This is a genomic window from Ruegeria sp. HKCCD7251 (genome assembly GCF_013031165.1).
Lineage (GTDB): Bacteria > Pseudomonadota > Alphaproteobacteria > Rhodobacterales > Rhodobacteraceae > Ruegeria.
Genome location: NZ_WPZC01000001.1, coordinates 791,919 through 815,192, shown reverse-complemented (window position 1 = coordinate 815,192; position 23,274 = coordinate 791,919). Strand labels below are relative to the sequence as shown.

The following is a 23,274-nucleotide window of genomic DNA, read 5'->3' as shown; positions in this document are numbered from 1 at the left end:
GTTGGGTGTGCTGGATAGATATTCGCTGATTGTCGGGCTGGATGCGGAATATGTGTCCGCATCCGAACTGCCGAACCCGTCCGCGGATATGCTGGCCCGCCAATGTCCGACCTGCACACGGAAGGGGCCGGACATTCATTGCGAAAAGCGCACCTGCCATCCTGTGAAAAACATAGTCCTGTCGCACCAACTGAGTTACCGCACCCCCAACAACCCAGCGACCCGCGACCATATCGTTTACACCGAAGGCCGCACGCGCCGCCCGTATTTCAGCCACATGATTGGCGGCGTGATAGAAGATGCCCGCGCCGCTGGGATGATTTCCGAAGCCGACATTTGCAACGATGCCATCAACATTATCGTTGCGGCGCATTTCAGCCGCGCAGAACTGGCGACGTTTGCCGATTTCAACAAACTGAAAAAGCGCGCGCAGAACGTCCGCGGCACATACGCCACGATTAACCATAGGGACGGCATTCGTGTTCCTTACCGGATGCCGGGCGTCGGACTGGTGAATATCCGTGTGCGTTTGCTGGATACGATGTTGTTGGCCCCCGGCCGCGCACCACTGGCGGCGCTCGGCGATTGGATGGGCGTTGAAAAGCTGAGTATGCCCCCGGTGATTGATGAACAGGGCCAGCGTGTGCCCGCCATCCGCCGCATGGATTTGTGTTTGCAACAACACCCCGCCCCGTTTGAGGCATACGCCCTGCGCGATGCGGTGATAGCGCGGGATTGGATATTTGAAGTCGCGACGCTGGCCGATGCGTGGGGATTGGAAACCATGCCCGCAACCGTCGCCAGCAAGGGCATTGAAAAAATACGGTCCTGCATATCGGATTGCGATTTGGACCCGTTACGCTTTTGCGGATGGCAGAAACCCCCTCGTGAACAGAAAACCATGTTGCCAGCCGTGGGCGATATAAAAACGCTGACGGCCGATTGCTTCCATGGCGGGCTGAATATCGCCTGCGAAATCGGCGTGCATGACGGGGATATAACCGACCTTGACCTTAAGGGGGCATACACGTCTGCCATGGCCGCCTTACGCCCCGCGGATTGGGACGCCATCCAATACACTAAGGACGTGGACACACTGGCCCGCCACGACGCTTTGACGTTTGCACGGGCCGAATTTGAATTCCCGCCAGACACGCGCTTTCCGTGCCTGCCAGTGGCAAACGGGGGTTATGGCCTTTGCTATCCGCTATCGGGGGAAACCTGCTGTTGCGGCCCCGAACTGGAGTTAGCGGTGCAGATGGGCGCGCGCATCACCGTTAAACACGGCGTCTATGTGCCGTGGGCTGGAACGGCGCGGCCGTTGGTTGATTTCGCCAAATTCATCAACCATTGGCGCGCGCGGTTTCCGAAGGGCACGCACCCCGGCCTGCACGCGCTGGTTAAGGAAGTTGGTAACAGTGGGTACGGCAAATTTGCGCAGGCTGTCGCAGGCTGGAAAACAAACCCTGTGACAGCTCGCGTGTTTGACACACGCAACGGCACATATCAGGACATGCCAGAAAGCGGCATAACCTGCGCGCCATATGCGGCCTACATTACGTCTATTGTCCGCGCGACACTGGCCGAAGCCGTTGCCGGATTGCCTGCCCACGTCACGATGATGAGCGCGACAACAGACGGTTTTCTGAGTGACGCGACGCTGGCAGAAGCGAAGGCCGCAACGTCGGGGGCAATAGGTACATGGTTTGCCGAACTGCGCGGCATGGTGGACCCAAACGGCGACACTGAAACGCTTGAGGTGAAGCATAGGGCGCAACGCGTGCTGGTGGTGAAAACCCGCGGGGGCATGGCGCTATTTGTCGAAGATGAAACAAACGTTTTTATCGCGCGCGCTGGGCACAAAATCCCCCACTGGGATAGGACAAAGCCGAAGATTGAGGAAGCGCACGCGTGGGAGGAAATCATACGGAACCGCGAATACGGTGACGTCATGACCAGAAAGTCGCTGGTGTCCCTGCCGAAGCAATACCGCCTTGGGTGCGACCTGATAGACGAAACCCGTGACGTTGCATCCAATCTAGACTTTGACTTCAAACGTATGCCCGTGGACGTGCGGGATTATGACGGGATTATCCGGTTTGGAACTGCCCCATTCGCCACGGTTGAGGATTGTTTGCACTGGCGGCGCGCGTGGGATGAATACAGGCATAAGGCCGAAGCGGTATTAAAAAGTGCTGACGATTGGTTGCGCTTTCACGGCTGGATGATGGACGGGCAACCGGGCGGTGTTGATTTGAAGCGGACGCAATTTGAACGCGCTGTGCTTGCGGCGTTTGCGCATCGCATACCCGGCTTTGACATTAAGTACCCCGACGCGGTGAAACTACTGGAAGGGTGCGGGGTGGCAGGCATAACCACCCGCACGTTGGACAACATACGCAGGCGCACCGAACAGCCACAACCGCGGGCCATAGCAATGACGTCTACTGACCTTGCGCTTGGCGGTAATCTGGCCGCCGCCCTGCCCCTCAACGCCCTGAAATCGGTGCTGTTATGACGGTTGTATCCACACAACTAGAAATAGGTTGCGCCCACTCAACCGGGGGCGACCAAACGCTAGGTTTTTCCGTCAACGATTTTCAGAACCGCGTAAGTCCCTGTTTTCAGTGTGTTACCAACTGTCGAGATTTTCCGTCAGAATATACTAAGGGGGGGAGTAGGCACCTGACGGAAAAACGAAACCCGCCCAAATCCCTTGCATGGAAGGAAGCGAAATATGCAACCCGAACATCCAGACGATAAGGAACGGGAATTCACGATAACCCTGATGGACCGCGGCACCCACTACCACGCCAAAGTGGTGGACGATTTGACCAGCGCCGACGTGTTTGACGGCGAAACGCCCACGCAACGCGATATTGTCCACCGCGTGAACATGGCGATTGAACAGTTTCAGGATTACGTCGCGGAACACGGGGAAAACTTTGCCGTTGCGGTTTGGGGCGCGAAGGGGCTATCGGATGTCTAAGACGTCGCGTCGTGCTGGCGTAAAATGGCGCATTTTGCGTGAAAAAGGGCGTTTCAATCTATCCAACATCATGGCGCGTGTGGACCTTCCGTCCTGCCCGATATGCGCGATGGACCTTCAAAACCGCCGCGCGGTGGCAACCCTGCACTATGCGGGCCTGTCGAATGCGGACATTGCCGAACGTATTGGCGTGACGCCCGCGACCGTGTGGCGGCATGTCGTGCGGTGCATCCCTCAAATCATCGAAGCGACGCACCGATTGGAACGTCAACGCGACGTTGACCACATTGGCGACCTGCAAAAGCTGGTGCTGGACACGCTGGAAACCATGAAGGTCGGGATTGAAACGCAGATGGGCGAAGGGAACACGGCGGCGGCCCTTCAAATCGGTGCGGACTTTCTGGACCATCTGGATATCTACATGGGGTTTCTGGACCGGGTGGACAAACATCGCCAGCGCCAGTTGTCCGACACAATCCGCGCCCTGTGCGCCGAAATAGTCAAATTGGACCCAGTTCGCGGTGCCGATGCGATTGATGCAATTATTGGCGGCAATCCCGCCGCGCAAAATGTTCTGGATGAGGAAAGCGAGAATGTCCGAGACAATACCGATACCGACTGAATGGACGGTTGAAAGCGCCGCCCGTGCTTTGAAACATGAAGATGATGCGGCCGAAGATATGAGCACCGACGCTAGGGCAATCGCGGCTGTGGTTGCCCCCACATTTGACCTAAGCACCAGCGACATAGATGAGGCCCGCGATGCCGCGTTTCAGGCGGTGGAAAGGCTTATTGTGCTGGCCGAACTGCACGACATGGATTTTGCGCGCAAGCGGGCGTTGAAGGTTGGCTTTTGCCATCTGGTGAATTGCGCGACCGAAGAACAGTTTCGGGACTATGAACAGGGCGCGTTTGCGGCGCTATGCGAAGGCTTTGGGGTAACACTGGAACAGGTACGCGGGGTTGCGGGCGATGAGTAAGACCACAAAGATTGTGAAGATGCCGAAGGGGAAGGCCACCGCGCCCCCTATTGAGGAAACCGCCGTCGCGCCGCTTCCGACTGCAAACGACTTTCTGGCAATCCTGACCGCCGTTACACGCGACGTTGCATCCATCGCGATGGACCCGAGCAACGACCCGATGGACCGGACACGGGCCGCGGCTGTGGCTGGCACGCTGGCCGTGCGGGGAATTGAAGCGGTGGACCGGGCCGCCGCGGTGCATAGTGCCCAACGCAACAACGCCATACATGACATGTCACCTGCCCGTGTTTGGGATACTTACGACGACAAACCAAGGTTCAATCCGTTTGCAAAGATTGAATACAGGGAAGCCGTAAACCTGCTAACACGCGACGCAAAAGCGGTTGGGCTGGGCGTTACCCCCTCCAAAGGAGGAAGTGTTTAAGATAAATTACCAGACAAATTATAGTTTTAGGTGAGTCTAATAAACGCTGTGTCCTGCCCGTGTCCCGCAATGACCGTTTTTTGGGTTTGATGGGGCGACGCGTTTGGAAGCCGCGACCGCCCCGGCACGGAAGGTGCCTGCCCCCTGATAAGTCCACCGCGAACATCGCGCAACCGTTCAAAATTTGTTTTGGTAACAAATGCTGGATGCGTTTCAGGTGCTGTAGGTCGAGCCAAAGCAGGTGCGACACGGACAATCTTCCTGCCGCCCTTGAATCACGACGGCGTTTCCGATGGAATCGGCCAATGCAATGGCCGCTCTGAACGGCGGACCGGTCATCCGACGAAAAGTCCCAGATGACGAAATTGAGCCCAGAGTGGTCCGTTCCCGCTTTGGTAATGCTACTGGCCTACGCGGAACAGGCTGTATTGGAAGGACTGGCCAATGCCCTATGGCGTGTTGTGCGTGTGACTCCGCCGCGCCATGAGAGTGAACCGGTCCCCCAACGCCTTTGTCAGCCCGTCTGGATCATACCGGGCGACTGGCAGCCCGCTGCATGTTTTGGGACCGTCCAGCGCGAAGGTAGCGATTATTGCGTGGCCACCCGGACGAACACAGCGGCATAGCCGATCCCGGTAAGCGGCGCGATCTTCCGCATCGACAAGGAAATGGAACACGGCGCGATCATGCCAGAGGTCATAGCTCCTGCCCGGGCTCCAGGAAGTGACATCTGCCGCGATCCATTTGATCTGCTCGCCCACGGGTCCACGGTGCCGACGAGATCGATTAAGCGCAGCTTCAGACACATCGAGCACGGATACGTCACGGAGCCCCCGTTCGATCAGGCGTGCGGCAAAGCGAGATGTTCCACCGCCTATGTCGATCACGGAGGAGCGATTGTTGATGCCAGCCACGTCGCAAAGTTCCAACGAGATTGCCGGATCATCCTGATGCCAGCTCAGTTGGTCATCATTCTTCTCGCGGTAGACCCCCTCCCAGTGGCTCTGTCTCTCGTCTGCCATGGTTTTTCTTCCTCTCATCCCAGCCGAGATGATGTGAAAGAATGCGAATGACTGCAACCTCCGCAGAGCGGTCGCTCTTGCCGAGTGCAGCGAACGTCTGCTTCGAGCCCAAAGTGGACGTCAAGAACGGGCAAGTCCGCCACTTCATTGGCTAGCGGCCATCTCTGCGCTGGAAACAAAAGCGCAGTATTTACTTCGAGGACGGTTCTTTACTTCTGTCACAAAACTGTCATACGCACCTGCAAACCACTAAGCTATGAGGTGCAGCATGCTGACGCTGAGCAATAAGCCTGTGATTGCCAAGGGCAAGCGTCAGCATATCTATGAACACCCGAACGAACCGTCTCTTCTCGTGAAGTTACCGCAGCCGGGCACGTACGACGCACATGGACAACTTCCGGACGTCAGTTGGATCGAACGCCGCCTTCGCCGTGCGACCATGTACAATGGTTTTCTGCGCGAGTTTCGCGAGTATTTGGAACTAAAAGCTCGCAAACAAGAACCCGGCGCGCTACTGCCAATTTGTGAAGTGCATGGAACGATGCCAACTGATTTAGGTCTAGGGCTGGTGTACGAGCGCATTTCAGATCCTGATGGTAATTTGTCACCGACCCTCAGGGACATGATCCGAGCGGGTCGCCTGAATACCCTGCACTTGAAATTGCTTAACGATTTTTTTGATGCGTTGATGGAAAACCACGTCGTGATCAGCAACAAGAACCTAAAGAACATCGTATTCCAAACGCAAGGAGATGGATTGGGCAGGTTTGTGTGGATAGACAGTTTTGGCTGCAAACAGCTTGTTCCTCTGCGAAAGTGGTGGAAATGGTTAAACACGCGCGGTTTGAACAAGGTGCGTGATCATGTTGTCGGTCAAGCAGAAGCAGCTCTAGCGCACAGCAACCAAGCAAGTGGAGTTTCACACTTTGTGTGACCGTAGCTTGCATATGACCCCGACGCGTGAGGTAGCTTCAGTGTGAGTACTCAGACAACTCCGCGTATCTCCTTCCAGCACTAAAACTGGCTGCAATCTTCGCAGGGAGAAGATTTTGTTGCGGACTAGGGCACACGGCGAAAACCGTTGTGAAACGCTTTGATCGATTGCCCCTGTTAGAGGATGCTGCCAGTTCCGTGCTGAGAGAATAGAACAAAAAAGCCCCTGGAAAGACGAGTTTCGGGCCCAAATAAATTCGTTAACAATGTTCTGGCTAGGGAGGGTGGTTTCATTTTCCTTTGTATGCTAGCCAAAGCCAGATCGGGAGTAGCACCACATTAAGATTTTGCTCCCTCATGCTGCCTGCCAGAAAAAGCAGAGTTGCCTTAAGCGATAGGCATCCTTGGGCTCACAAGTAACGGTTTGAAAAAAAATGATTATTTCCCACAAGTTCAAGTTTATATTTATTAAAACAGTAAAGACTGCGGGAACTTCTATTGAGGTAGATTTGAATAAAGTTCTGGGAGAAAGCGACGTTGCAACTCCTATTTTCCCAAAAGTAAGCGGCCACGAAGCACGAAATTTTGAGTTCAAGAAGTTCGGCCTTTTTACAAAAAGATTTCGGAACCACATGGGTGCCGCCGAAGTTAAGAAAATTGTCGGGAGCCGTGTATTTAGCGACTATTTTGTTTTCTGCGTAGAACGAGAGCCGGTAGATAAGTGCATAAGTTGGTACAGTATGATCAAAAACAGCCCTGAGCATAATTCCGGAAACGAAAATTTATCATGGGATGACTATGTGGAAAGGAAAGACTTCCCCGTAAATACTGGGAAATATACAGACAAGCATGGCACCCTTCTCGTCGATAAGATTTTAAAGTACGAAAACTTGTCTGAAGAGCTGAATGCGGTTGGAGAAATGCTTGGATTCAAGCTTGATTTGCGAGCAAGGGCAAAAACAGGATTTCGTCAGGACATAGAAGTCTTGGATCGGCATAAAAAATTAATTTATGACGCGTTTTCCAGCTCTAATCAGTTTACCGGGTATTCACTTTAAGTAGTCGATCAACGCATTTACTTACTGCAACAATTACGCCTTACTCCACAACCACTGGGACGACACCGTCTGATACCCAAAGAAGCCACTGGGAGGGACTCGGGACGTGTCTGAGACGGTCCCGGGCTTATAATACCCGAGAGCGCCTCGAAATAGCTTCCCGTGGCCCGACATTGCAATTTGACTGCCCCAAGAACGAATAATTCACATCAAAACAGCATATTAGAAAAATTCTGGCAAAAAATCACAAGTAGACATCACTCGACTTGAATATATCGCGGGCATAAGGAGTTTCGGACAAGAAAAAATTTATCATCCCCGCGTTGGCGGGTTCTATGGCGTTGTCTGCCTGCGCACAAAAAGCAGAAAATGTAACGGCAAGTTACGTTCCCATGACGCTGTATACGGACCAGAACTGCAAACAGCTTCGGCAGGAACAAGCACGAATTGTCGCTCAAGTGAACCATTTGACTGGTGAACAGAATAAGAAAGCAACCAATGATGCCGTGGCAATGGGCGTTGGCTTGGTGTTGTTCTGGCCCGCGCTATTCCTGCTTGCGAATGATAAAGACGAAAGCGCGCAACTGGCCCAAATGAAAGGCCAATACGACGCCATCCAAGCGGCTGGTGGGTAAAAAGGATGTTGGACCTAAGTCCAGCATCCTCGTCACAAAATTTTGGCCAATGCCACTATAAGTCAAAATACTGATAACTTTATTAAATTTGCGGACACAGCAAATCTAAGGCTTAAGAGATGAACACACGCGCCATGTGCGCCGAGTACCCGGCAAACTAATGGCTTGAAGTATTCGGACGCCTAAAGCTCTTATTGCTTTGGCAACGTGGCTTTCGGGACACATTCGGGACACAGCGCAAAGACTGCGCGGAAGCCTGTGTCCCGATATTCTTAATAAATTATCAATAACAATAGGTTAAGGCAGTGGCCTTTGCAGGTTTGTGCCTCGAAAGACACCCCTTTTCAGGGGGCTTTATTGTTCCGCCTGTCGTTGGCGCAGCCAAACGATCGAGTCGTTCACATCGAAACCAAGAGAAATGAGATCGACCACCAACAGCAGCACCAAAAACTGCACATAACCCGGTGACAATGCGGAATCATCCATCAACAGCATTATGACGATTGCCAGCATTGGAACCCAACAGACCAAATGCGGCAGCGCCATCGCCTTTGTCATACCTCTGGCCGCGCGCATGATGGGAATGTTCAACGCCATACCGGTCACCGACAGCGCAGCGATCAATGCACCTTGTGGTTGATCGACAAATGCTAGTGGAGCCAAGTTGACGGGAATAAGTATGAAAGCCATCCAAAACTGAACCCAAAGGGGTAATTCCCTAAAGCTCAGCCAAATATCGCGAACCATTCGTCACCTGTGCACTATTAACTAATCAATTACTTTAATTGATACACAGGATTAGTCAGTTCACAAACACGTTAAACGGCTGCAGATAGCGCTTTACTCAACTTTGTGACTAATTCGCCGATTTCCGAGTTTCCGATAATAAAGGGCGGCGCCAATAGGATATGATCGCCATGCCTGCCATCCCGCGTACCGGACATGGGATAACAGATTAGTCCTTCAGAAAACGCGGCTTTTTTTATCTTGGCTGCTGTGCCGTGCGATGGATCAATCGGTGTTTTTGTCGCACGATCTCCAACCAGTTCCAACCCTCGGAACAACCCACGACCCCGGATATCGCCGACATTCGGATGCTGGCCAAACTCCTCCAGCAGCGCATTTTGCAAAACGTCCCCCAGCTCGGTGGCCCGCGTTGGAAGGTTGCGTTGTATCAGTTGCTGAACAACTGCCAAGGACGCAGCCGTTGCTACAGGATGGCCAACATACGTGTGCCCGTGCTGAAAGAAACCGGAACCTTCCTCAATCGCGCCATACAACTTACTGGTGCACAGCATCGCTCCGATAGGCTGATACCCTGCCCCCAAACCTTTTGCGATACACAGGATATCCGGAGAGATTCCGTCGTGGTCACAAGCAAACAAATGCCCGGTTCGCCCCATACCGCACATCACTTCGTCCAGAATCAACAGAACACCATACTGATCGCAAATCTCTCGGATGCGGCGAAAATACCCCTCGACCGCCGGGACCGCGCCCAACGTCGCGCCGACAACCGGCTCGGCCATGAACGCCATCACCGTTTCAGGCCCCAATCGCAAAATCTCTGACTCAAGTTCGTTTGCAACACGCTGACCGTAGTCGTAACTGCTCTCGTCATCCGGCTTCTCAGCGTATTCATAACACGGGGCGATATGTGTCATCTCGATCAGCATCGGCGCGAACTGCGCACGTCGCCACGCATTGCCACCCGCAGACAACGCCCCCAACGTATTTCCATGATAGCTTTGACGACGCGCAATCACATGACGGCGTTCGGGTTGACCAATCTCAAGGAAATACTGTCGCGCCAGCTTGATCGCCGCTTCGGTCGCCTCGGACCCACCGGACACAAAATAGACGCGGTCCAGATTACCCGGCGCATGTTCAATCAACAGGTCTGCCAAGGCTTCGGCTGGTTCGGATGTCATGAAACCGGTATGCGCAAAGGCGATCTTGCCCACTTGATCCTGCACGGCCTCAATAACCGATTGATCCGAATGACCTAAACAAGACACCGCAGCATCCCCGCAATCCAGATAACGCTTTCCTACAGCGTCAATGACGTAACACCCGTCCCCTGCAACAGCGATCGGCAAGTTGGATTTTGTATGGCGTGGAAAGACGTGGCTCATGAAACATTCTCCTTCAATGCTGCGACAAGTGCCTTCACCGAGGACCCATTGTCCTTCCAGGGCATGTCATCCCGATCAGTCATGCTGTTTTCAAAACCGACGCGCACATCACCGCCACGTCTGGCGGCTGCCAACAGGCATTCATGCTCTTGCCGGCCAAACGCACAAGCCATCCATCGCGATTGAGCGGTTGGAAACAGGTCCAGTTCCTTCGGATTTGATTGCTGTCCTTCCACATACCGACCAAGAACCAACAACCTGTCTGTCTGACCCGACCTGATCAGCCCCTGTTCCTGCCAGCGACCCAACACTGCGGCATCATCGGCATCGTACAAGATATGTTGCACCTGCGTTCCTTGCTCGGCGCAAACGCCATAAACCTTGTCGACCAGCTCCGGTGATCTGGCAATTTCTCTGACCGCGATCGAAACCCATTTGGGGCAGACCCGCTCTAGACACTCTAACTGAGCGGAAACGTCGTACATGTCAGCAGCTTCGGTCGTAATCTGAACGTCCATTTCAGGGACGACCCTGTGCAACTCGGCAATCGTTTCAATGTATCGGCCAGCATCCAAACTGTGCTGCCCATTTTCATCGCGCACGTGCAGATGAATACCTTGCGCACCAGCATCGAAACAGGCCTGCGCCGCCGCTACAATCTGCTCGGTCGTAACGGGCAGATTATGATGGTCACTTATCCCGCGGCGCGCGCCGTTCGGTGCCACAAGAATATACGGTGCATGCTGTAATTGCTCGGGTGTCATCAATGCGGCCTTCCACGGTTCAATTTTATCTACCCCCACACACCGTGTTTTCAATTTGCAATTTGCAAAACATATGTTTTTTTCATGCTATGAAAGACACGCTCAACAACCTCACCAACAAGCTACGCCGGGACATCGAACATATGCCCCCCAGCCTTCAAGCCGCAGCAAAGTACATCATAGATTATCCGGGCGATTTTGGCCTGAACCCTATTCGCCTAACGGCTGCACATATTGGCGTCAGTTCAAACGTTTTGGTTCGCCTCGCCCACCGCATGGGGTTTGATGGCTTCGATGCTTTTCGTGAACCTTTTCGGCAAGCTCTGGTTACGGACCGAGAGGGCGAATTGGGTCAAGATTGGCTGGCAAATCTGCAATCAGGGGACCAGCTAAGCCAATCACAAGCAAAATACGCGCAGAATGCTCAGAACGTCGTAACCCGATCGCTCAGGCTCATGCACCCGGAAAAGATACGCAGGGCCGTTGACTTCATCACCAAATCCAAAAGGTGTTTTGTGACAGCCACGCGTGCCAGCTATGCGCTGTCATACTATTTTTCCTATGTCGGACGAATGGCACATCCCGGCATTCAACTTGCACCCCGGCATGTCGGGTCGGCTGTTGATGATTTGCTGGACGCAGACCACAGTGACTGCCTTATTGCGATTACAGTCCACCCATATTCAGCCGAAACAATTCAATCGATGCGGTTCGCAAGGCAGAAAGGGATGAAAATCATCCTTGTGTCCGACAGCGATGTCATTGCGCCAAAAGTTGAGCCTGACGTGACGTTTCCCGTCAGCGTCCGCTCCCTACATGATTTCTCGAATTTTACCGGCGCGATGACTGTTTTGGACTGTATCCTGGGGCATCTTTTCGAAGCGGGCGGCAAAGACGCACACCACCGTGCAAGACAATATCAACAAGCGCGCGAAAACACCGGCGCTTATTGGAAGCCTTCGAAAGCACCCAAAATTCGAAAACCATAACCAAGGCCCTTTGTTTCCGGGCCTTGGTTTATTGGTGTGTTACGAGCAGGCGTTGATTGCGCGTTTAGTCATGACGCTGACGAGGTGGGCGCGGTAGTCCTTGCTGCCGTGCAGGTCGCCGATCATGTTTGCGGGGTTGATGCTCAGGCCGGTCAGGGCGTCGGGGCGGAACTCGGTGTTGAGCGCTTGTTCAGCCTCGGACCAACGGAACACGCCATCCTCGCTGGCGCCGGTGACAGCCACGCGCACGCCATCTGCGAACCGCGCCAGATAGACGCCGACCAACGCAAAGCGCGACGCAGGTTGCAGGAACTTCTGATAGCTCGCGGCCTGCGGCACGGGAAAGCGGATCTGGGTGATGATCTCGCCCTCGTCCAACGCCGTTGTGAACATGCCCTGAAAAAAGTCATCCGCCGCGATCTGCCGCGCGTTGGTCACAATGGTCGCGCCCGATCCCAGCACGCCCGCCGGATAACAGGCCGCCGGATCATTGTTGGCCACCGACCCGCCAATGGTGCCGCGATTGCGCACCGCCGGATCACCGATTTGCCCGGCCAAAGCCGCCAGCCCAGGATAGGACCCCGCCGCCTCGCGCGCCACCACCGCATGGGGCGTGGCCCCACCGATCGAGACCGAGCCGTCATCCTCGACGCACACGCCCTGCATCTCGGCAATCCCACCCAGCGATACCAGCGCCGAAGGGGCCGCCAACCGCTGCTTCAGCGTCGGGATCAGCGTCTGCCCCCCGCCCAACGCCTGTGCGTCCTCGGCCCCCAACGCGGCAACCGCATCGGCAATGGTCGAAGGCTTCTCAAACTCGAAACTGTACATTTCGCATTTCCTTTCCGAAGAACACGGATCCGTTCTTCATCTGGCTATAAATATCCCGGGGAGCGCGAGGGGCTGGCCCCTCGCACCCCAACCTCTCAACTGTTCATCGCCGCCCAGACGCGCGACGGGCTCACCGGCATGTCGATGTGATCGACAGCCTTGCCACCCGAATGCATCGCATCCAGAACCGCATTGACCACAGCGGGGGGCGAGCCGATGGCCCCGGCCTCACCACAGCCCTTCACACCCAGCGGGTTATGCGTACACGGCGTCTGGCTGGAATGATCCACGCCATAGAAAGGCACGTCATCGGCCCGCGGCATGGCGTAGTCCATATAGGACGCACTCAGCAGTTGACCGTTCTCGTCATAGGCGCAGTTCTCCAGCAGCGCCTGACCGATGCCCTGACCGATACCGCCATGCACCTGGCCATCCACGATCATCGGGTTGACGATGTTGCCAAAGTCATCGGCCGCAGTGAACGCCTCGATGGTGACCTTGCCGGTCTCAGGGTCCAGCTCGACCTCGCAGGCATAGGCGCCCGAGGGGAAGGTAAAGTTGGCCGGGTCGTAAAACGCGGTCTCCTCCAGCCCCGGCTCGACTTCCAGCGGGTAGTTATGCGGTACATAAGCCGTCAGGGTCACATCGCCCCAGGCCACCGACTTGTCGGTGCCTGCCACGCTGAACTGACCGTCCTTCAGCTCGATATCCGCCTCGGACGCCTCCAGCAGGTGGGCGGCAATCTTCTTGGCCTTGTCGATCACCTTCTCGGTGGCCTTGACCATGGCCGAACCACAGACCGCGAGGCTGCGCGAGCCATAGGTGCCCATGCCGAACGGGATCTTGGACGTATCGCCATGCACGATCTCGACCATCGACTCGTCGATGCCGATCATGTCGGCCACAATCTGCGGGAAGGCGGTCTCATGCCCTTGCCCATGGCTGTGCGCGCCCACCATGACACTGATCGAGCCGGTGGCATTCACCCGCACGGTGGCGGCATCATACAGACCCGCACGCGCGCCCAGCATCCCCACGATGTTCGAGGGCGCAATGCCGCACGCCTCAATATAGCAGTTGATGCCCAGGCCCCGCAGCTTGCCCCTGGCTTCGCTTTCCGCACGCCGCGCGGCAAAGCCCGCCAGATCGGCGGCAGCCTCAAGCTTGTCCATGGTCCCGTTATAGTCCCCGGTGTCATAGGTCAGCGCGACCGGCGTGTCATAGGGGAACTGGGTGATGAAGTTCTGACGCCGCAGGGCAATCGGGTCGACCCCCAGCTCGCGCGCGGCCTTGTCGATCACGCGCTCCAGTTGGTACGTCGCCTCGGGCCGGCCCGCGCCGCGATAGGCATCCACCGGAACCGTGTTGGTGAAGGTCGCCTTGACGTTCACCTGAATGACCGGCGTGGTGTAATTGCCCGCCGCCAGCGTGCCATGCAGCCATGTGGGTACCGAGCTGGCAAAGGTCGACAGATAAGCCCCCATATTGGCCAGCGTATTGGTGCGCAGCCCGACAAAGTTGTTCTCCGCATCCAGCGCCAGTTCGATCGTGGTCACGTGATCGCGGCCATGGGCATCGGACATGAACGCCTCGGACCGGCTGGCCGACCATTTGACGGGCCGGTTGCAGGCCTTGGCGGCAAAGGTCACAAATGCCTCTTCCGCATAGTGGAAGATCTTGGTGCCAAAGCCACCGCCCACATCCGGGGCCACCACGCGCACCTTATGCTCGGGCAGGCCCAACACAAAGGCACACATCAGCAGCCGGATCACATGCGGGTTCTGCGAGGTGGTATAGAGCGTATAATCCTCGGTCCCGCGGCTGTATTCCGCCACCGCCACGCGCGGCTCCATCGGGTTGGCAACCAGACGGTTGTTCACCAGATCCAGCGTGGTCACATGGGCCGCATTGGCGAACACCTCGTTGACCTTGGCATCGTCGGTCTCGCCCAACTGCCAGTCATAGCAGACATTGTTCTTCAGATCGTCATGGACCAGCGTCGCGCCATCCTGCACCGCCGCCTTCATGTCGATCACGGCAGGCAGTTCCTCGAGGTCGACGTCAATCGCCTCGGCCGCATCGCGGGCCTGAGCCAGGCTGTCGGCCACCACGGCGGCGATGGGATCGCCCACATGGCGCACCTTGCCCTGTGCCAGAATGGGATGCGCCGGTTCCTGCATGGGTGCGCCGTGCTTGTCGGTCACTTCCCAGCCGCAGGGGATGCCGCCCACCCCTTCGAAATCCTTGCCGGTAAACACCTTGACCACACCCGGCATGGCCTCGGCCGCCGAGGTGTCGATGCTGTTGATCTTACCATGCGCGATATCCGAGCGCAGAAAATACACATAGGCCTGTCCGGCCACGTTGATGTCGTCGGTGTAATTGCCTGCTCCGGTCAGAAAGCGCACGTCCTCGCGCCGCTTGGAACTGGCTCCGATGCCACTGTCTTTGGGCATTGCTTGTTCTCCTCCCTCGGGCCGCTTATTCGGCGGCGATGTTGCTCACGTCCTGACCAGATGCGGCCATGATCGCCTTGACGATGTTATGATAGCCCGTGCACCGGCACAGGTTGCCCTCCAGGTAATGCCGGATCTCTCCTTCCGTCGGGCGCGGGTTCTCTTTCAGCAAAGCCGCCGCGCTCATCACCATCCCCGGCGTGCAAAAGCCGCACTGAAGACCGTGATGATCCTGAAACGCCTGCTGAATCACGTTCAACGACCCATCCGCATTGGCCTGACCCTCAATCGTGCCAACATCGGCTCCATCCGCCTCCAAAGCCAACATGTTGCACGACTTCACAGCCTGACCATCCACATGCACAACACACGCACCACATTGCGCCGTGTCACACCCAACATGCGTACCAGTCAAAGACAAATGCTCGCGCAAAAAACCAGACAACAACGTCCGACCCTCAACCTCACCGCTCACAGCTACGCCGTTCACAGTCATCGAGACCTGTGTCATGAATTCCTCCCATTTCGTGTTTTCCCTTAACGAGAGTTAAACACGAGGATTTTCATTTGAGAACAAAAAACTGCGATTTTTCTGCGGTCTGGCGAATTGCCGGAACTCAATTACGCTTTCGCGATGACCGTGGCTGTGGCCGTGTCGGAATTTCCTTGAGCAAGCCACCAACGCCCATCCCGGCAATATCGACACCCGTAGTTTCGACCCCGCACGCCACGCGGGACAACACCCAGTCAGCCCCGTTCAATGCCGGAGAGCGCGCACATCCCGGTAGACCGATCACCGGCCGGGATTCCAATGACCCCAAAAACAGCAGGTTTCCGGGGTCTACAGGCATGCCAAACCGATCCACCTGCCCTCCGGCGGCGCGAACCGCTTGGGGTGCCACATCATAAGCGTCGGATGTTGCAGAACCGGTTAAGATCATCACCAGATCACCGGACATTGCTGCAATCGCCTCAGCCAAAGGCTCGGGGCTATGCGGGACAATGCGCACATCTGTAAGCTGCATTCCCAAGGTTTCGACCCGGTTGCGGATTGCCGCAATTCCCTTTTCGTTGGACGGTCCGCCGGGGATATCTGTCACCACAAGCCCCGCTGTTTTCAGCGTCGGTTGGACCAATCGAATGGAAGCTTTCGCAAGACGAGAGGCATGCAGCACATCAGCCCCCGGCACGGCATAGGAAATGATCTTGATTGTCGCGACCATCCCCCCTTCGCTAATCTGCTGATACTGCGGCACGGTCGCCACGGTAATCATCGGATTGACCCGATTGAATTCCTCAAGCGCGTCGACATCCAAAACGACGACACCCGGCCCATCCGCAAGCAGGTTCACACGGCCGGTGAAGGGCGACGTCACGCGCAGCCCGACAGCGCCCGGGTCTGGCGCAAGCGAGTCCGCCAACATCTGCGCGGCATCATCTTCATGGCAGTCACCCGGTTCCAGTCGCGCAACTGTAACCGAGGTGTGGCCCGCAGCCGTCAACTGATCAAGATGTTCAGGCGCAAGAACAATCCCCTTGCGCAGTTTGCTTTCACCAACCTTGACCGAGTGGGCAAGTATCGCGCCGTTTGCATCAGCCACGGGAATGGGTCCGAATTTCACGCTTTGCCTCTTAGTACAGCGGTCATCTGAGCCAGAATTGCCACCGCAATCTCCGACGGGTCGGCGGCCCCGATATCCAAACCAATCGGGCCGTGGATTCGGGCGATCTGGGCTTTGGTGAAGCCTGCCTCAGTCAGTCGGGCAACGCGTTTCGCATGCGTTCGGGTGGACCCCAAGGCACCGATATAGAACACCCCGGCCCGAAGCGCAGATTCAAGCGCCGGATCATCCAGCTTGGGGTCATGGGTCAGCAAAACGACGGCAGTGCGCACATCCAACCCGAGCTTGGCAACGGCTTCGTCAGGCCAATCGGTTAGTATGGTTTCCCCGGGAAAACGCGAGTCCGAGGCAAATGCATCCCTCGGGTCGATGATCGCGGGGTCGTACCCGGCAATCCGAGCCATTGGCACCAACGCCTGCGCAATATGAACAGCACCCACGATAATCAGACGTAGCGGAGGGTTATGGACCGCCACAAATGTCTTTCCGTCTTCCTCAAAACCCGATCGGTCCATGCGCACACGCTGCGGATAGGCATCTCGTTTCAGGGCTCTGTGGCCCGTTTCGACATTAACTTCGTACACGACAGGCTCGCGCCCGGCCCGCGCATCGACCAGTTCACGCAACATGGCTTCGGGCAGCACGCTTCCGATGGGCTCGACCAGAACCCGGATCGTACCGCCGCAGGCAAGCCCAACGGCAAAGGCGTCTTCGTCGCTGACACCGAATTCCAGCAATCGCGCCTCTTTCTCGTCGATCGCTTCCAGCGCCTCGACAATGACTGCGCCTTCGACGCAACCGCCTGACACTGACCCTTCGATCCGGCCATCTCCGGCGATGACCAATTGCGCTCCGACGCGGCGCGGCGCGCTGCCCCAGGTTTCAACGACAGTGGCAAGAGCGGCAGATTTACCCTCATCATACCAACGCAAAGCCGTTTCCGGGCTGTTGTCGAATCTGTCCATGGCACCCTCCCGGCGTATTCTGATCCAACATAGGGAGGTTTGCCGTAATGAAAAGTGAGCCTAAAGGCCAATATGTTCGTGACCGTTTCTAACCCATTGGTTCATCGCGCCCGTTCGGCGCAAAAAGGCTCAGTTCGAGGCGGATTTTTCAAACTGTTGATTGTCGTGTTCTCTGGTCGTAGCTTGAGCCCACCGCTGGCAGCATCCAGCGTATAACAGATCTCATTTTTACAACGGAGACAGAGAGTTGAAACGCATTGTTACACTGGGAATAGCCATTGGTCTGTTCACATCGACGATCGCATCTGCAGACACATTCCTGCGCTATGGCGAGGTTGAGGGCTGGAAAGTATTCATCGACCAAGACAAGAAATCCTGCCTGATCGAAGCGGTGGATGACTCGGAAAATGTGGTTCAGATGGGCCTAACCGAAGATCGCGGTGTTGGATATGTCGGCGTTTTCACCAAAGCCAAGACCGATATCAAACGCGGCGACACCGAGGCCGTGGCCGTTCTGTTAGGTGATAACCTTTATATCGGCGAAGCGACCGGCATGAAGGGCAACATTACCAAAGGGTACTCGGGCGGCTATGTCTTGTCGGACGACCCGCAATTTGCCGAAGACATCGCCAAGCAAAAGGTCATGGTCGTGTTCCCCGAAAAGGAATTCGCCTTTACCGTTGATCTGACGGGCACCTACAAAGCCATGGAAATGGCCCGCAAATGCAACGAAGAACAACTAAGTTAGACTTCACCCGGAAAGCGCGGACATGAGCCGCGCTTTCTCACCCACATCGTCGGGTTTAGAAATTACGTCTGCTAGGTCTTCTAGCGTGGCAATGGAATGTCCCGCGCGAAAGCTGTCCACATGAGGCAGCATTGCTGCAACACCTTGCGCCTTGGGCGCAAACCCGTCCCAGCGCAGCAACGGGTTCAGCCAGATCAGGCGGCGCGATGACAAGTGCAAACGTTCAGTTTCCTTGGCCAGAGCCTCAGGTTCTCCGCGGTCCAGCCCGTCGGAAATCAACAACACGACCGCACCCTGCCCCATAACACGCCGAGACCAGTCTCGATTGAAGGTGTGGAGGCAATCACCAATGCGGGTTCCCCCTTCCCAATCCTGCGCTTCGGACCCTGCCGCCGCAAGGGCTGCATCCACATCGCGTTGCTGCAAATGCCGAGTGATGTTGGTCAGTCGGGTGCCGAAGGTAAACGCGTGAACCTTGGCCCAGCCCGCCCCCTTTGCGTTTGAAACCGTATGAAGGAAATGCAGGATGATCCTGCTGTATTGGCTCATTGACCCCGAAATATCGCAAAGCACGACAAGATTGGGCCAGCGCGGTTTCGGCTTGAGATGCTGGATGTCCCGCAGTTCTCCACCCTGGCGCATGGCCGCGCGCAGGGTTCGGGCGCGGTCAATGCGGTTGCCTAAATGGCTGGCCTGTCCACGCCGCGACTCGATGGGTTTTACCGGCAGGGTCATCCGCGCCAACATGCGCTTAGCCAATGCGATTTCGGCCGTGCTCATCTGTTCAAAGTCAAGGCTGCGCAGCCGTTCCTCGGACGACGCCGTTTGTGATGCGTCAATTTCAAGTTCGGTCTCTTCCTCGGATTCAGACGTTTCAGGAAGGTCACGCTCGACACCGTCCAATAGAGCCTCGGCCGCGCGTTTTTCGCCCGCATCGGCCTTGCGATCCTCTTGAACGCCCCGCACGGCAGGCAGCATCATGGCCATCATGTGCTCCATATAGCGCGGATCACGCCAGTACATGCGAAAGACTTGCGCGAAAACAGTTCGATGTTCAGGTCGGTTCACGAAACAGGCGTGCAGGGTCCAATAGAAATCCTGTTTCTCGGAGAAACCCGCCGCCTGAACCGCGCGAATGGCGTCCACGACACGGCCTGTGCCAATAGGCAGTCCGGCTTTGCGCAGAGCCCGGGCAAAATGCGTGATGTTCTGCGCCAGCTTTGGATTTTCAGGGATATCCAGCGGGAGTTGCTCGACCATCAAAAATCATGGGGGCTCTGCCCCCATACCCACGAAGTATTTTTGAACAGAAGAAACATCAGGCCGGTTCAAGAGTGGCTTTGGCTTCGTCCAAAATGCGTTTCGCCTCGGACCCCTGAAGTTTATGGATGTCGTCCTGGTATTTCAGGATCGCGCCCAGCGTGTCGCCGATGACCTCAGGGCTGAGGTTGATCACATCAAGGGCCAGCAGACACTTGGCCCAGTCAATCGTTTCAGCCACACCCGGTTTCTTGAAAAGATCTTCGGTGCGCAAGTGCTGAACAAAAGCCACCACCTCGCGGCTGAGGGCTTCGGCCGCTTCGGGGGCACGGGCGTGGAGGATTTCGATCTCACGCTCGAAGTCCGGGTAGTCGACCCAGTGGTAGAGGCAGCGGCGTTTAAGGGCATCATGCACTTCGCGCGTGCGGTTTGAGGTGACGATGACAATAGGTGGCTCGGGCGCTTGCACAGTGCCCAACTCGGGGATCGTCACCTGAAAATCGCTGAGGGCTTCGAGCAGGAATGCCTCGAATGGTTCATCCGTGCGGTCGAGCTCGTCGATCAGCAGGACCGGTGCGCCGTTTGCGTCGGGACGCATGGCCTGCAGCAAAGGGCGTTCGATAAGGTAGTCGTCCGAGAAAAGCTCGGTCTGAAGTGCGCCCCGGTCCGCGCCACCAGATGCCTCGGCGGTACGGATCGCTACCATCTGCGCCGGGAAGTTCCATTCATAGACGGCAGAGGACGCATCCAGCCCCTCATAACATTGCAGTCGGATCAGGCGGCGGTTCAACCCGGATGCCAGCGCCTTGGCGATCTCGGTCTTTCCGACCCCGGCCTCGCCTTCCAGAAACAGCGGGCGGCCCAGTTTCAGCGACAGGAAGACGACCGTGGCCAAGGCCCGGCCACAGACATAGCCCTGTTCGCCCAGCATGGTCTGAACGGCGTCGATAGAATTTGGCTGCGTCATGGTTTTCTCCCCTTCGGCACAACAGGTCATGACCGAACGCGCGCGTCAAGACCATCGGCTTTCAGGTGACTTACGACGTTCCGACAAGTTGACAAGAGATAGGTGCAAAATCGGGGCCTTTCGCGGCTGCGCGCACTGTGCTAGCCGGGGGCCATGACCGATACCCTGACGATCCGCCGCCCCGACGACTGGCATCTGCATCTGCGCGATGGCGCGATGCTGGAAGCCGTCCTGCCCGAAACCGCGCGCCATTTTGCCCGTGCGATCATCATGCCGAACCTCGTGCCGCCCGTGGTGCGCGGTGATCAGGCCGCCGCCTATCGCGACCGCATTCTGGCCGCCCTGCCCGACGGGATGACGTTCGAGCCGCTGATGACCCTATATCTGACCGAGAACACAGACGCCGAGGACGTCGCTGCAGCACATGCCAGCGGGCTGATCAAGGCGTGCAAGCTGTATCCGGCGGGGGCCACGACCAATTCGGCCTCGGGCGTGCGGAATTTCAACAAGATACGTCCGGTGCTTGAAAAGATGGCCGAGATTGGCCTGCCCATGTGTGTGCATGGCGAAGTCACGGATGCAGAGATCGACATCTTTGACCGCGAGGCCGTGTTCATCGACCGTGTTCTGGACCCGATCCGCAAGTCGACGCCCGGCCTGCGTGTGGTGATGGAGCATATTACCACCGCGAACGGTGTAGACTACGTCAAGGCCAATGACAGTGATCTGGGCGCGACGATCACAGCTCATCATCTGATCATCAACCGCAACCACATTCTGGTCGGTGGCATCAAGCCGCATTACTATTGCCTGCCCGTCGCCAAGCGCGAGGAGCACCGGCTGGCCCTGCTGGCCGCTGCGACCTCGGGCGATGCGCGGTTCTTTCTGGGTACCGACAGCGCGCCGCACACGGATGCGAACAAGGAGATGGCCTGCGGCTGTGCCGGGTGCTTCACCGCGACGAACACCATGTCGCTGGTGGCCGAGATGTTCGACCGCGAGGGCGCTTTGGACAAGCTGGAAGGGTTTACGTCGCTCAATGGCCCAGGTTTTTATGGCCTGCCGATGAATGATTGCACGATCACGCTGACCAAGGGCGAACCGGTCGTCTATCCCGACAAGATCGAGTCCGGTGATGGCCCTGTCACGGTGTTCGACCCCGGGTTTCCGCTGCACTGGCGCGTGGTCTAACTCGCTAGCAATGCCGCCAGATTGCGGGCGCGGCCTCCGGTGCGCAGCATCGACCAGATCGCGTCCGCTTCATCCCCTCCGATCAGCTTGGTGGCCTTGCCGCGCACCCGATCCTCGCGCTCGGACAGAGGCAACTGGGTCAACAGATCATGGCTCGCCTCTTTGCGGATACCGTCACGGCGCAGCAGGGTCAGGTGGGCTTGAGTCTCAGATAAAGTCTCATCTGCCTCGACCGTCACACGGTCGCGCAGCGAAAGTAGACGCGGATCGGCGCATGTTTTTTCGCAATAGTTGGCTGGCAACGCCGTGTCATAACCCAGCGCCTGCATCGCAATCACTGTCCGATAGGAAAACTTGGCCCCCAACCCCGTTGTGGGCGACATCTGATTGCACACGCTCATCCAGCGTGGGTGGGTCATGATCTTGATTTCGGCCACTTCTGGTTCTGCTATGTCCAGTTCCAAGGCGGCCTCAAGCGCCGCGTGCAGGCCATGACAACAGGCATGAAATTTGTGGCTGACCGACTCGAACAACCAATCCCCCCCTAGCCCGTTCAATGCTGCTTCTGCCTCGGATTGACCCTGATGCGTTGCACCAAAACCAAACGGCCCTTCCAACGCATTGGAACTGGGCTCAAACCCCTTGGCGACCAACAGCGCGGCTTCGACGCCCGCTGATGCTGCAAGCCCCGCATTATAGGGTTTGCCCATCGTTCCAAACTGAGCTTTCAAACCTGCCGCCCGGGTGGCCGTCAGACCCAGAGCCTTGCGCATCTGCCCCACATCGAAGCCAAGCACCCGGCCCGCTGCAGCCGCCGCTCCAAACGCTCCGGACGTCGCGGTTTGGTGGAACCCGGCCTGATAATGGTCCCGCCCTAGCCACAGCCCCATCCGGATGGACAGCTCCATCCCGACCAAAGCGGCCTCGAGAAAATCTACAAGTATCCGATCATCCCATTCACATAGCGCCAACGCTGCTGGCAGCACCGCGACCGACGGGTGCCCGATATGAGCGAAATGCGTATCGTCGTAATCCAGAGCATGAGAAACTGTCCCATTAACCAACGCGACCCCTCGCAAAGGTGCGCGGCCGCCACCAAATAGATGCGCCTGCCCTGTGCCGCCTTCGCCCAAAACAAGATCGCGCACCGTCATAGAAACGGGTTCATTGGCGCCCGCACGACCAACGGCCATCCAGTCGAGTACCGAAAGGGACGTCACAATACGGGTCTGGGACGAAGTCGAAATTGGGCCGGATGCAAACTCGGCCAGAGCTGAAGTGAAATCGGTCATGAGGCGCAGT

Annotated in this window: 23 protein-coding genes; 11 read left to right on the top strand and 12 right to left on the bottom strand. The window is 56.8% G+C overall.

The window, feature by feature from the left end; translation table 11 throughout:
- The first annotated feature begins 7 nt into the window (after positions 1-7).
- The 5 genes from GOX75_RS03955 to GOX75_RS03935 all read left to right on the top strand — a co-directional run bounded on the left by GOX75_RS03955 (position 8) and on the right by GOX75_RS03935 (position 4,396).
- Complete coding sequence (locus tag GOX75_RS03955; RefSeq protein WP_171121294.1) at positions 8-2,518, top strand: hypothetical protein; 2,511 nt, start codon at positions 8-10, stop codon at positions 2,516-2,518.
- A gap of 219 nt (positions 2,519-2,737) precedes the next feature.
- Positions 2,738-2,989 carry a hypothetical protein gene (locus tag GOX75_RS03950; protein ID WP_171121293.1) on the top strand — a complete coding sequence of 84 codons (252 nt, stop codon included), beginning with the start codon at positions 2,738-2,740 and terminating at the stop codon, positions 2,987-2,989.
- Positions 2,982-3,611 carry a helix-turn-helix domain-containing protein gene (locus GOX75_RS03945; RefSeq protein ID WP_171121292.1) on the top strand — a complete coding sequence of 210 codons (630 nt, stop codon included), beginning with the start codon at positions 2,982-2,984 and terminating at the stop codon, positions 3,609-3,611. Before GOX75_RS03950 ends, GOX75_RS03945 begins: the two co-directional genes overlap by 8 nt.
- Positions 3,583-3,969, top strand: coding sequence for a hypothetical protein (locus GOX75_RS03940; protein WP_171121291.1), 387 nt, complete (start codon positions 3,583-3,585; stop codon positions 3,967-3,969). The genes GOX75_RS03945 and GOX75_RS03940 overlap by 29 nt, the downstream gene beginning before the upstream one ends.
- Complete coding sequence (locus GOX75_RS03935; protein ID WP_171121290.1) at positions 3,962-4,396, top strand: hypothetical protein; 435 nt, start codon at positions 3,962-3,964, stop codon at positions 4,394-4,396. Before GOX75_RS03940 ends, GOX75_RS03935 begins: the two co-directional genes overlap by 8 nt.
- A gap of 449 nt (positions 4,397-4,845) precedes the next feature.
- On the opposite strand, the gene GOX75_RS03930 is transcribed toward GOX75_RS03935, so the two are convergent.
- Positions 4,846-5,418 (bottom strand): trans-aconitate 2-methyltransferase, encoded by a 573-nt coding sequence (locus GOX75_RS03930; RefSeq protein ID WP_171121289.1) that lies wholly within the window; start codon positions 5,416-5,418, stop codon positions 4,846-4,848.
- Positions 5,419-5,686: 268 nt separating this feature from the next.
- On the opposite strand from GOX75_RS03930, the gene GOX75_RS03925 reads away from it, so the two are divergent.
- The 3 genes from GOX75_RS03925 (at position 5,687) to GOX75_RS03915 (ending at position 8,044) form a co-directional block, all read left to right on the top strand.
- Positions 5,687-6,352 (top strand): YrbL family protein, encoded by a 666-nt coding sequence (locus GOX75_RS03925; protein WP_171121288.1) that lies wholly within the window; start codon positions 5,687-5,689, stop codon positions 6,350-6,352.
- A 433-nt stretch (positions 6,353-6,785) separates the two neighbouring features.
- Complete coding sequence (locus GOX75_RS03920) at positions 6,786-7,409, top strand: hypothetical protein (protein WP_171121287.1); 624 nt, start codon at positions 6,786-6,788, stop codon at positions 7,407-7,409.
- A 335-nt stretch (positions 7,410-7,744) separates the two neighbouring features.
- Positions 7,745-8,044 carry a hypothetical protein gene (locus GOX75_RS03915; RefSeq protein WP_171121286.1) on the top strand — a complete coding sequence of 100 codons (300 nt, stop codon included), beginning with the start codon at positions 7,745-7,747 and terminating at the stop codon, positions 8,042-8,044.
- 354 nt (positions 8,045-8,398) lie between these two features.
- Here GOX75_RS03915 and GOX75_RS03910 read toward each other — a convergent pair whose 3' ends face one another.
- From GOX75_RS03910 to GOX75_RS03900, 3 genes are all read right to left on the bottom strand, one after another.
- Positions 8,399-8,734, bottom strand: a complete 336-nt coding sequence (locus GOX75_RS03910) for a hypothetical protein (protein WP_254428758.1) — start codon at positions 8,732-8,734, stop codon at positions 8,399-8,401.
- A 128-nt stretch (positions 8,735-8,862) separates the two neighbouring features.
- Positions 8,863-10,179, bottom strand: a complete 1,317-nt coding sequence (locus GOX75_RS03905) for an aspartate aminotransferase family protein (RefSeq protein WP_171121284.1) — start codon at positions 10,177-10,179, stop codon at positions 8,863-8,865.
- A complete protein-coding gene (locus GOX75_RS03900; protein WP_171121283.1) occupies positions 10,176-10,943 on the bottom strand; it encodes a 3-keto-5-aminohexanoate cleavage protein in 768 nt (255 codons plus the stop codon). The genes GOX75_RS03905 and GOX75_RS03900 overlap by 4 nt, the downstream gene beginning before the upstream one ends.
- Here GOX75_RS03900 and GOX75_RS03895 point away from each other — a divergent pair.
- Complete coding sequence (locus GOX75_RS03895; RefSeq protein ID WP_371808154.1) at positions 10,916-11,932, top strand: MurR/RpiR family transcriptional regulator; 1,017 nt, start codon at positions 10,916-10,918, stop codon at positions 11,930-11,932. The two genes, GOX75_RS03900 and GOX75_RS03895, sit on opposite strands and share 28 nt — an antisense overlap.
- 39 nt (positions 11,933-11,971) lie before the next feature.
- On the opposite strand, the gene GOX75_RS03890 is transcribed toward GOX75_RS03895, so the two are convergent.
- From GOX75_RS03890 to GOX75_RS03870, 5 genes are all read right to left on the bottom strand, one after another.
- Entirely contained in the window at positions 11,972-12,763 is a 792-nt protein-coding gene (locus tag GOX75_RS03890; protein ID WP_171121282.1) for a xanthine dehydrogenase family protein subunit M, read from the bottom strand.
- A 95-nt stretch (positions 12,764-12,858) separates the two neighbouring features.
- Positions 12,859-15,219 (bottom strand): xanthine dehydrogenase family protein molybdopterin-binding subunit, encoded by a 2,361-nt coding sequence (locus GOX75_RS03885; protein ID WP_171121281.1) that lies wholly within the window; start codon positions 15,217-15,219, stop codon positions 12,859-12,861.
- A gap of 25 nt (positions 15,220-15,244) precedes the next feature.
- Positions 15,245-15,730, bottom strand: coding sequence for a (2Fe-2S)-binding protein (locus GOX75_RS03880; protein ID WP_171121280.1), 486 nt, complete (start codon positions 15,728-15,730; stop codon positions 15,245-15,247).
- Positions 15,731-15,836: 106 nt separating this feature from the next.
- Entirely contained in the window at positions 15,837-16,841 is a 1,005-nt protein-coding gene (locus tag GOX75_RS03875) for a molybdopterin-binding protein (RefSeq protein WP_171121279.1), read from the bottom strand.
- Positions 16,838-17,806, bottom strand: coding sequence for an XdhC family protein (locus GOX75_RS03870; RefSeq protein WP_171121278.1), 969 nt, complete (start codon positions 17,804-17,806; stop codon positions 16,838-16,840). Before GOX75_RS03870 ends, GOX75_RS03875 begins: the two co-directional genes overlap by 4 nt.
- 247 nt (positions 17,807-18,053) lie before the next feature.
- Between GOX75_RS03870 and GOX75_RS03865 the strand changes: the two genes are divergently transcribed.
- A complete protein-coding gene (locus tag GOX75_RS03865) occupies positions 18,054-18,554 on the top strand; it encodes a hypothetical protein (RefSeq protein WP_171121277.1) in 501 nt (166 codons plus the stop codon).
- Between the two features lie 3 nt (positions 18,555-18,557).
- Here the strand turns inward: GOX75_RS03865 and GOX75_RS03860 are convergent, their stop codons facing one another.
- On the bottom strand, positions 18,558-19,814 hold the full coding sequence (locus GOX75_RS03860) for a VWA domain-containing protein (RefSeq protein WP_171121276.1): 1,257 nt from the start codon (positions 19,812-19,814) through the stop codon (positions 18,558-18,560).
- Positions 19,815-19,872: 58 nt separating this feature from the next.
- Positions 19,873-20,781, bottom strand: coding sequence for a MoxR family ATPase (locus tag GOX75_RS03855; RefSeq protein WP_171121275.1), 909 nt, complete (start codon positions 20,779-20,781; stop codon positions 19,873-19,875).
- A 153-nt stretch (positions 20,782-20,934) separates the two neighbouring features.
- On the opposite strand from GOX75_RS03855, the gene pyrC reads away from it, so the two are divergent.
- Complete coding sequence (gene pyrC / locus GOX75_RS03850) at positions 20,935-21,972, top strand: dihydroorotase (protein ID WP_171121274.1); 1,038 nt, start codon at positions 20,935-20,937, stop codon at positions 21,970-21,972.
- Here the strand turns inward: pyrC and GOX75_RS03845 are convergent.
- A complete protein-coding gene (locus tag GOX75_RS03845) occupies positions 21,969-23,264 on the bottom strand; it encodes an MmgE/PrpD family protein (protein ID WP_171121273.1) in 1,296 nt (431 codons plus the stop codon). The genes pyrC and GOX75_RS03845 overlap by 4 nt on opposite strands.
- Between the last annotated feature and the right edge of the window lie 10 nt (positions 23,265-23,274).

What these genes read in the sequence shown, in the direction of transcription:
- GOX75_RS03950 (WP_171121293.1), top strand. Translation starts at nt 2,738, where the DNA reads ATGCAACCCGAACATCCAGACGATAAGGAACGGGAATTCACGATAACC.
- GOX75_RS03945 (WP_171121292.1), top strand. Translation starts at nt 2,982, where the DNA reads ATGTCTAAGACGTCGCGTCGTGCTGGCGTAAAATGGCGCATTTTGCGT.
- GOX75_RS03940 (WP_171121291.1), top strand. Translation starts at nt 3,583, where the DNA reads ATGTCCGAGACAATACCGATACCGACTGAATGGACGGTTGAAAGCGCC.
- GOX75_RS03935 (WP_171121290.1), top strand. Translation starts at nt 3,962, where the DNA reads ATGAGTAAGACCACAAAGATTGTGAAGATGCCGAAGGGGAAGGCCACC.
- GOX75_RS03930 (WP_171121289.1), bottom strand. Translation starts at nt 5,418, where the DNA reads ATGGCAGACGAGAGACAGAGCCACTGGGAGGGGGTCTACCGCGAGAAG.
- GOX75_RS03925 (WP_171121288.1), top strand. Translation starts at nt 5,687, where the DNA reads ATGCTGACGCTGAGCAATAAGCCTGTGATTGCCAAGGGCAAGCGTCAG.
- GOX75_RS03920 (WP_171121287.1), top strand. Translation starts at nt 6,786, where the DNA reads ATGATTATTTCCCACAAGTTCAAGTTTATATTTATTAAAACAGTAAAG.
- GOX75_RS03915 (WP_171121286.1), top strand. Translation starts at nt 7,745, where the DNA reads ATGGCGTTGTCTGCCTGCGCACAAAAAGCAGAAAATGTAACGGCAAGT.
- GOX75_RS03910 (WP_254428758.1), bottom strand. Translation starts at nt 8,734, where the DNA reads ATGGCTTTCATACTTATTCCCGTCAACTTGGCTCCACTAGCATTTGTC.
- GOX75_RS03905 (WP_171121284.1), bottom strand. Translation starts at nt 10,179, where the DNA reads ATGAGCCACGTCTTTCCACGCCATACAAAATCCAACTTGCCGATCGCT.
- GOX75_RS03900 (WP_171121283.1), bottom strand. Translation starts at nt 10,943, where the DNA reads ATGACACCCGAGCAATTACAGCATGCACCGTATATTCTTGTGGCACCG.
- GOX75_RS03890 (WP_171121282.1), bottom strand. Translation starts at nt 12,763, where the DNA reads ATGTACAGTTTCGAGTTTGAGAAGCCTTCGACCATTGCCGATGCGGTT.
- GOX75_RS03885 (WP_171121281.1), bottom strand. Translation starts at nt 15,219, where the DNA reads ATGCCCAAAGACAGTGGCATCGGAGCCAGTTCCAAGCGGCGCGAGGAC.
- GOX75_RS03880 (WP_171121280.1), bottom strand. Translation starts at nt 15,730, where the DNA reads ATGACACAGGTCTCGATGACTGTGAACGGCGTAGCTGTGAGCGGTGAG.
- GOX75_RS03870 (WP_171121278.1), bottom strand. Translation starts at nt 17,806, where the DNA reads ATGGACAGATTCGACAACAGCCCGGAAACGGCTTTGCGTTGGTATGAT.
- GOX75_RS03860 (WP_171121276.1), bottom strand. Translation starts at nt 19,814, where the DNA reads ATGGTCGAGCAACTCCCGCTGGATATCCCTGAAAATCCAAAGCTGGCG.
- GOX75_RS03855 (WP_171121275.1), bottom strand. Translation starts at nt 20,781, where the DNA reads ATGACGCAGCCAAATTCTATCGACGCCGTTCAGACCATGCTGGGCGAA.
- pyrC (WP_171121274.1), top strand. Translation starts at nt 20,935, where the DNA reads ATGACCGATACCCTGACGATCCGCCGCCCCGACGACTGGCATCTGCAT.
- GOX75_RS03845 (WP_171121273.1), bottom strand. Translation starts at nt 23,264, where the DNA reads ATGACCGATTTCACTTCAGCTCTGGCCGAGTTTGCATCCGGCCCAATT.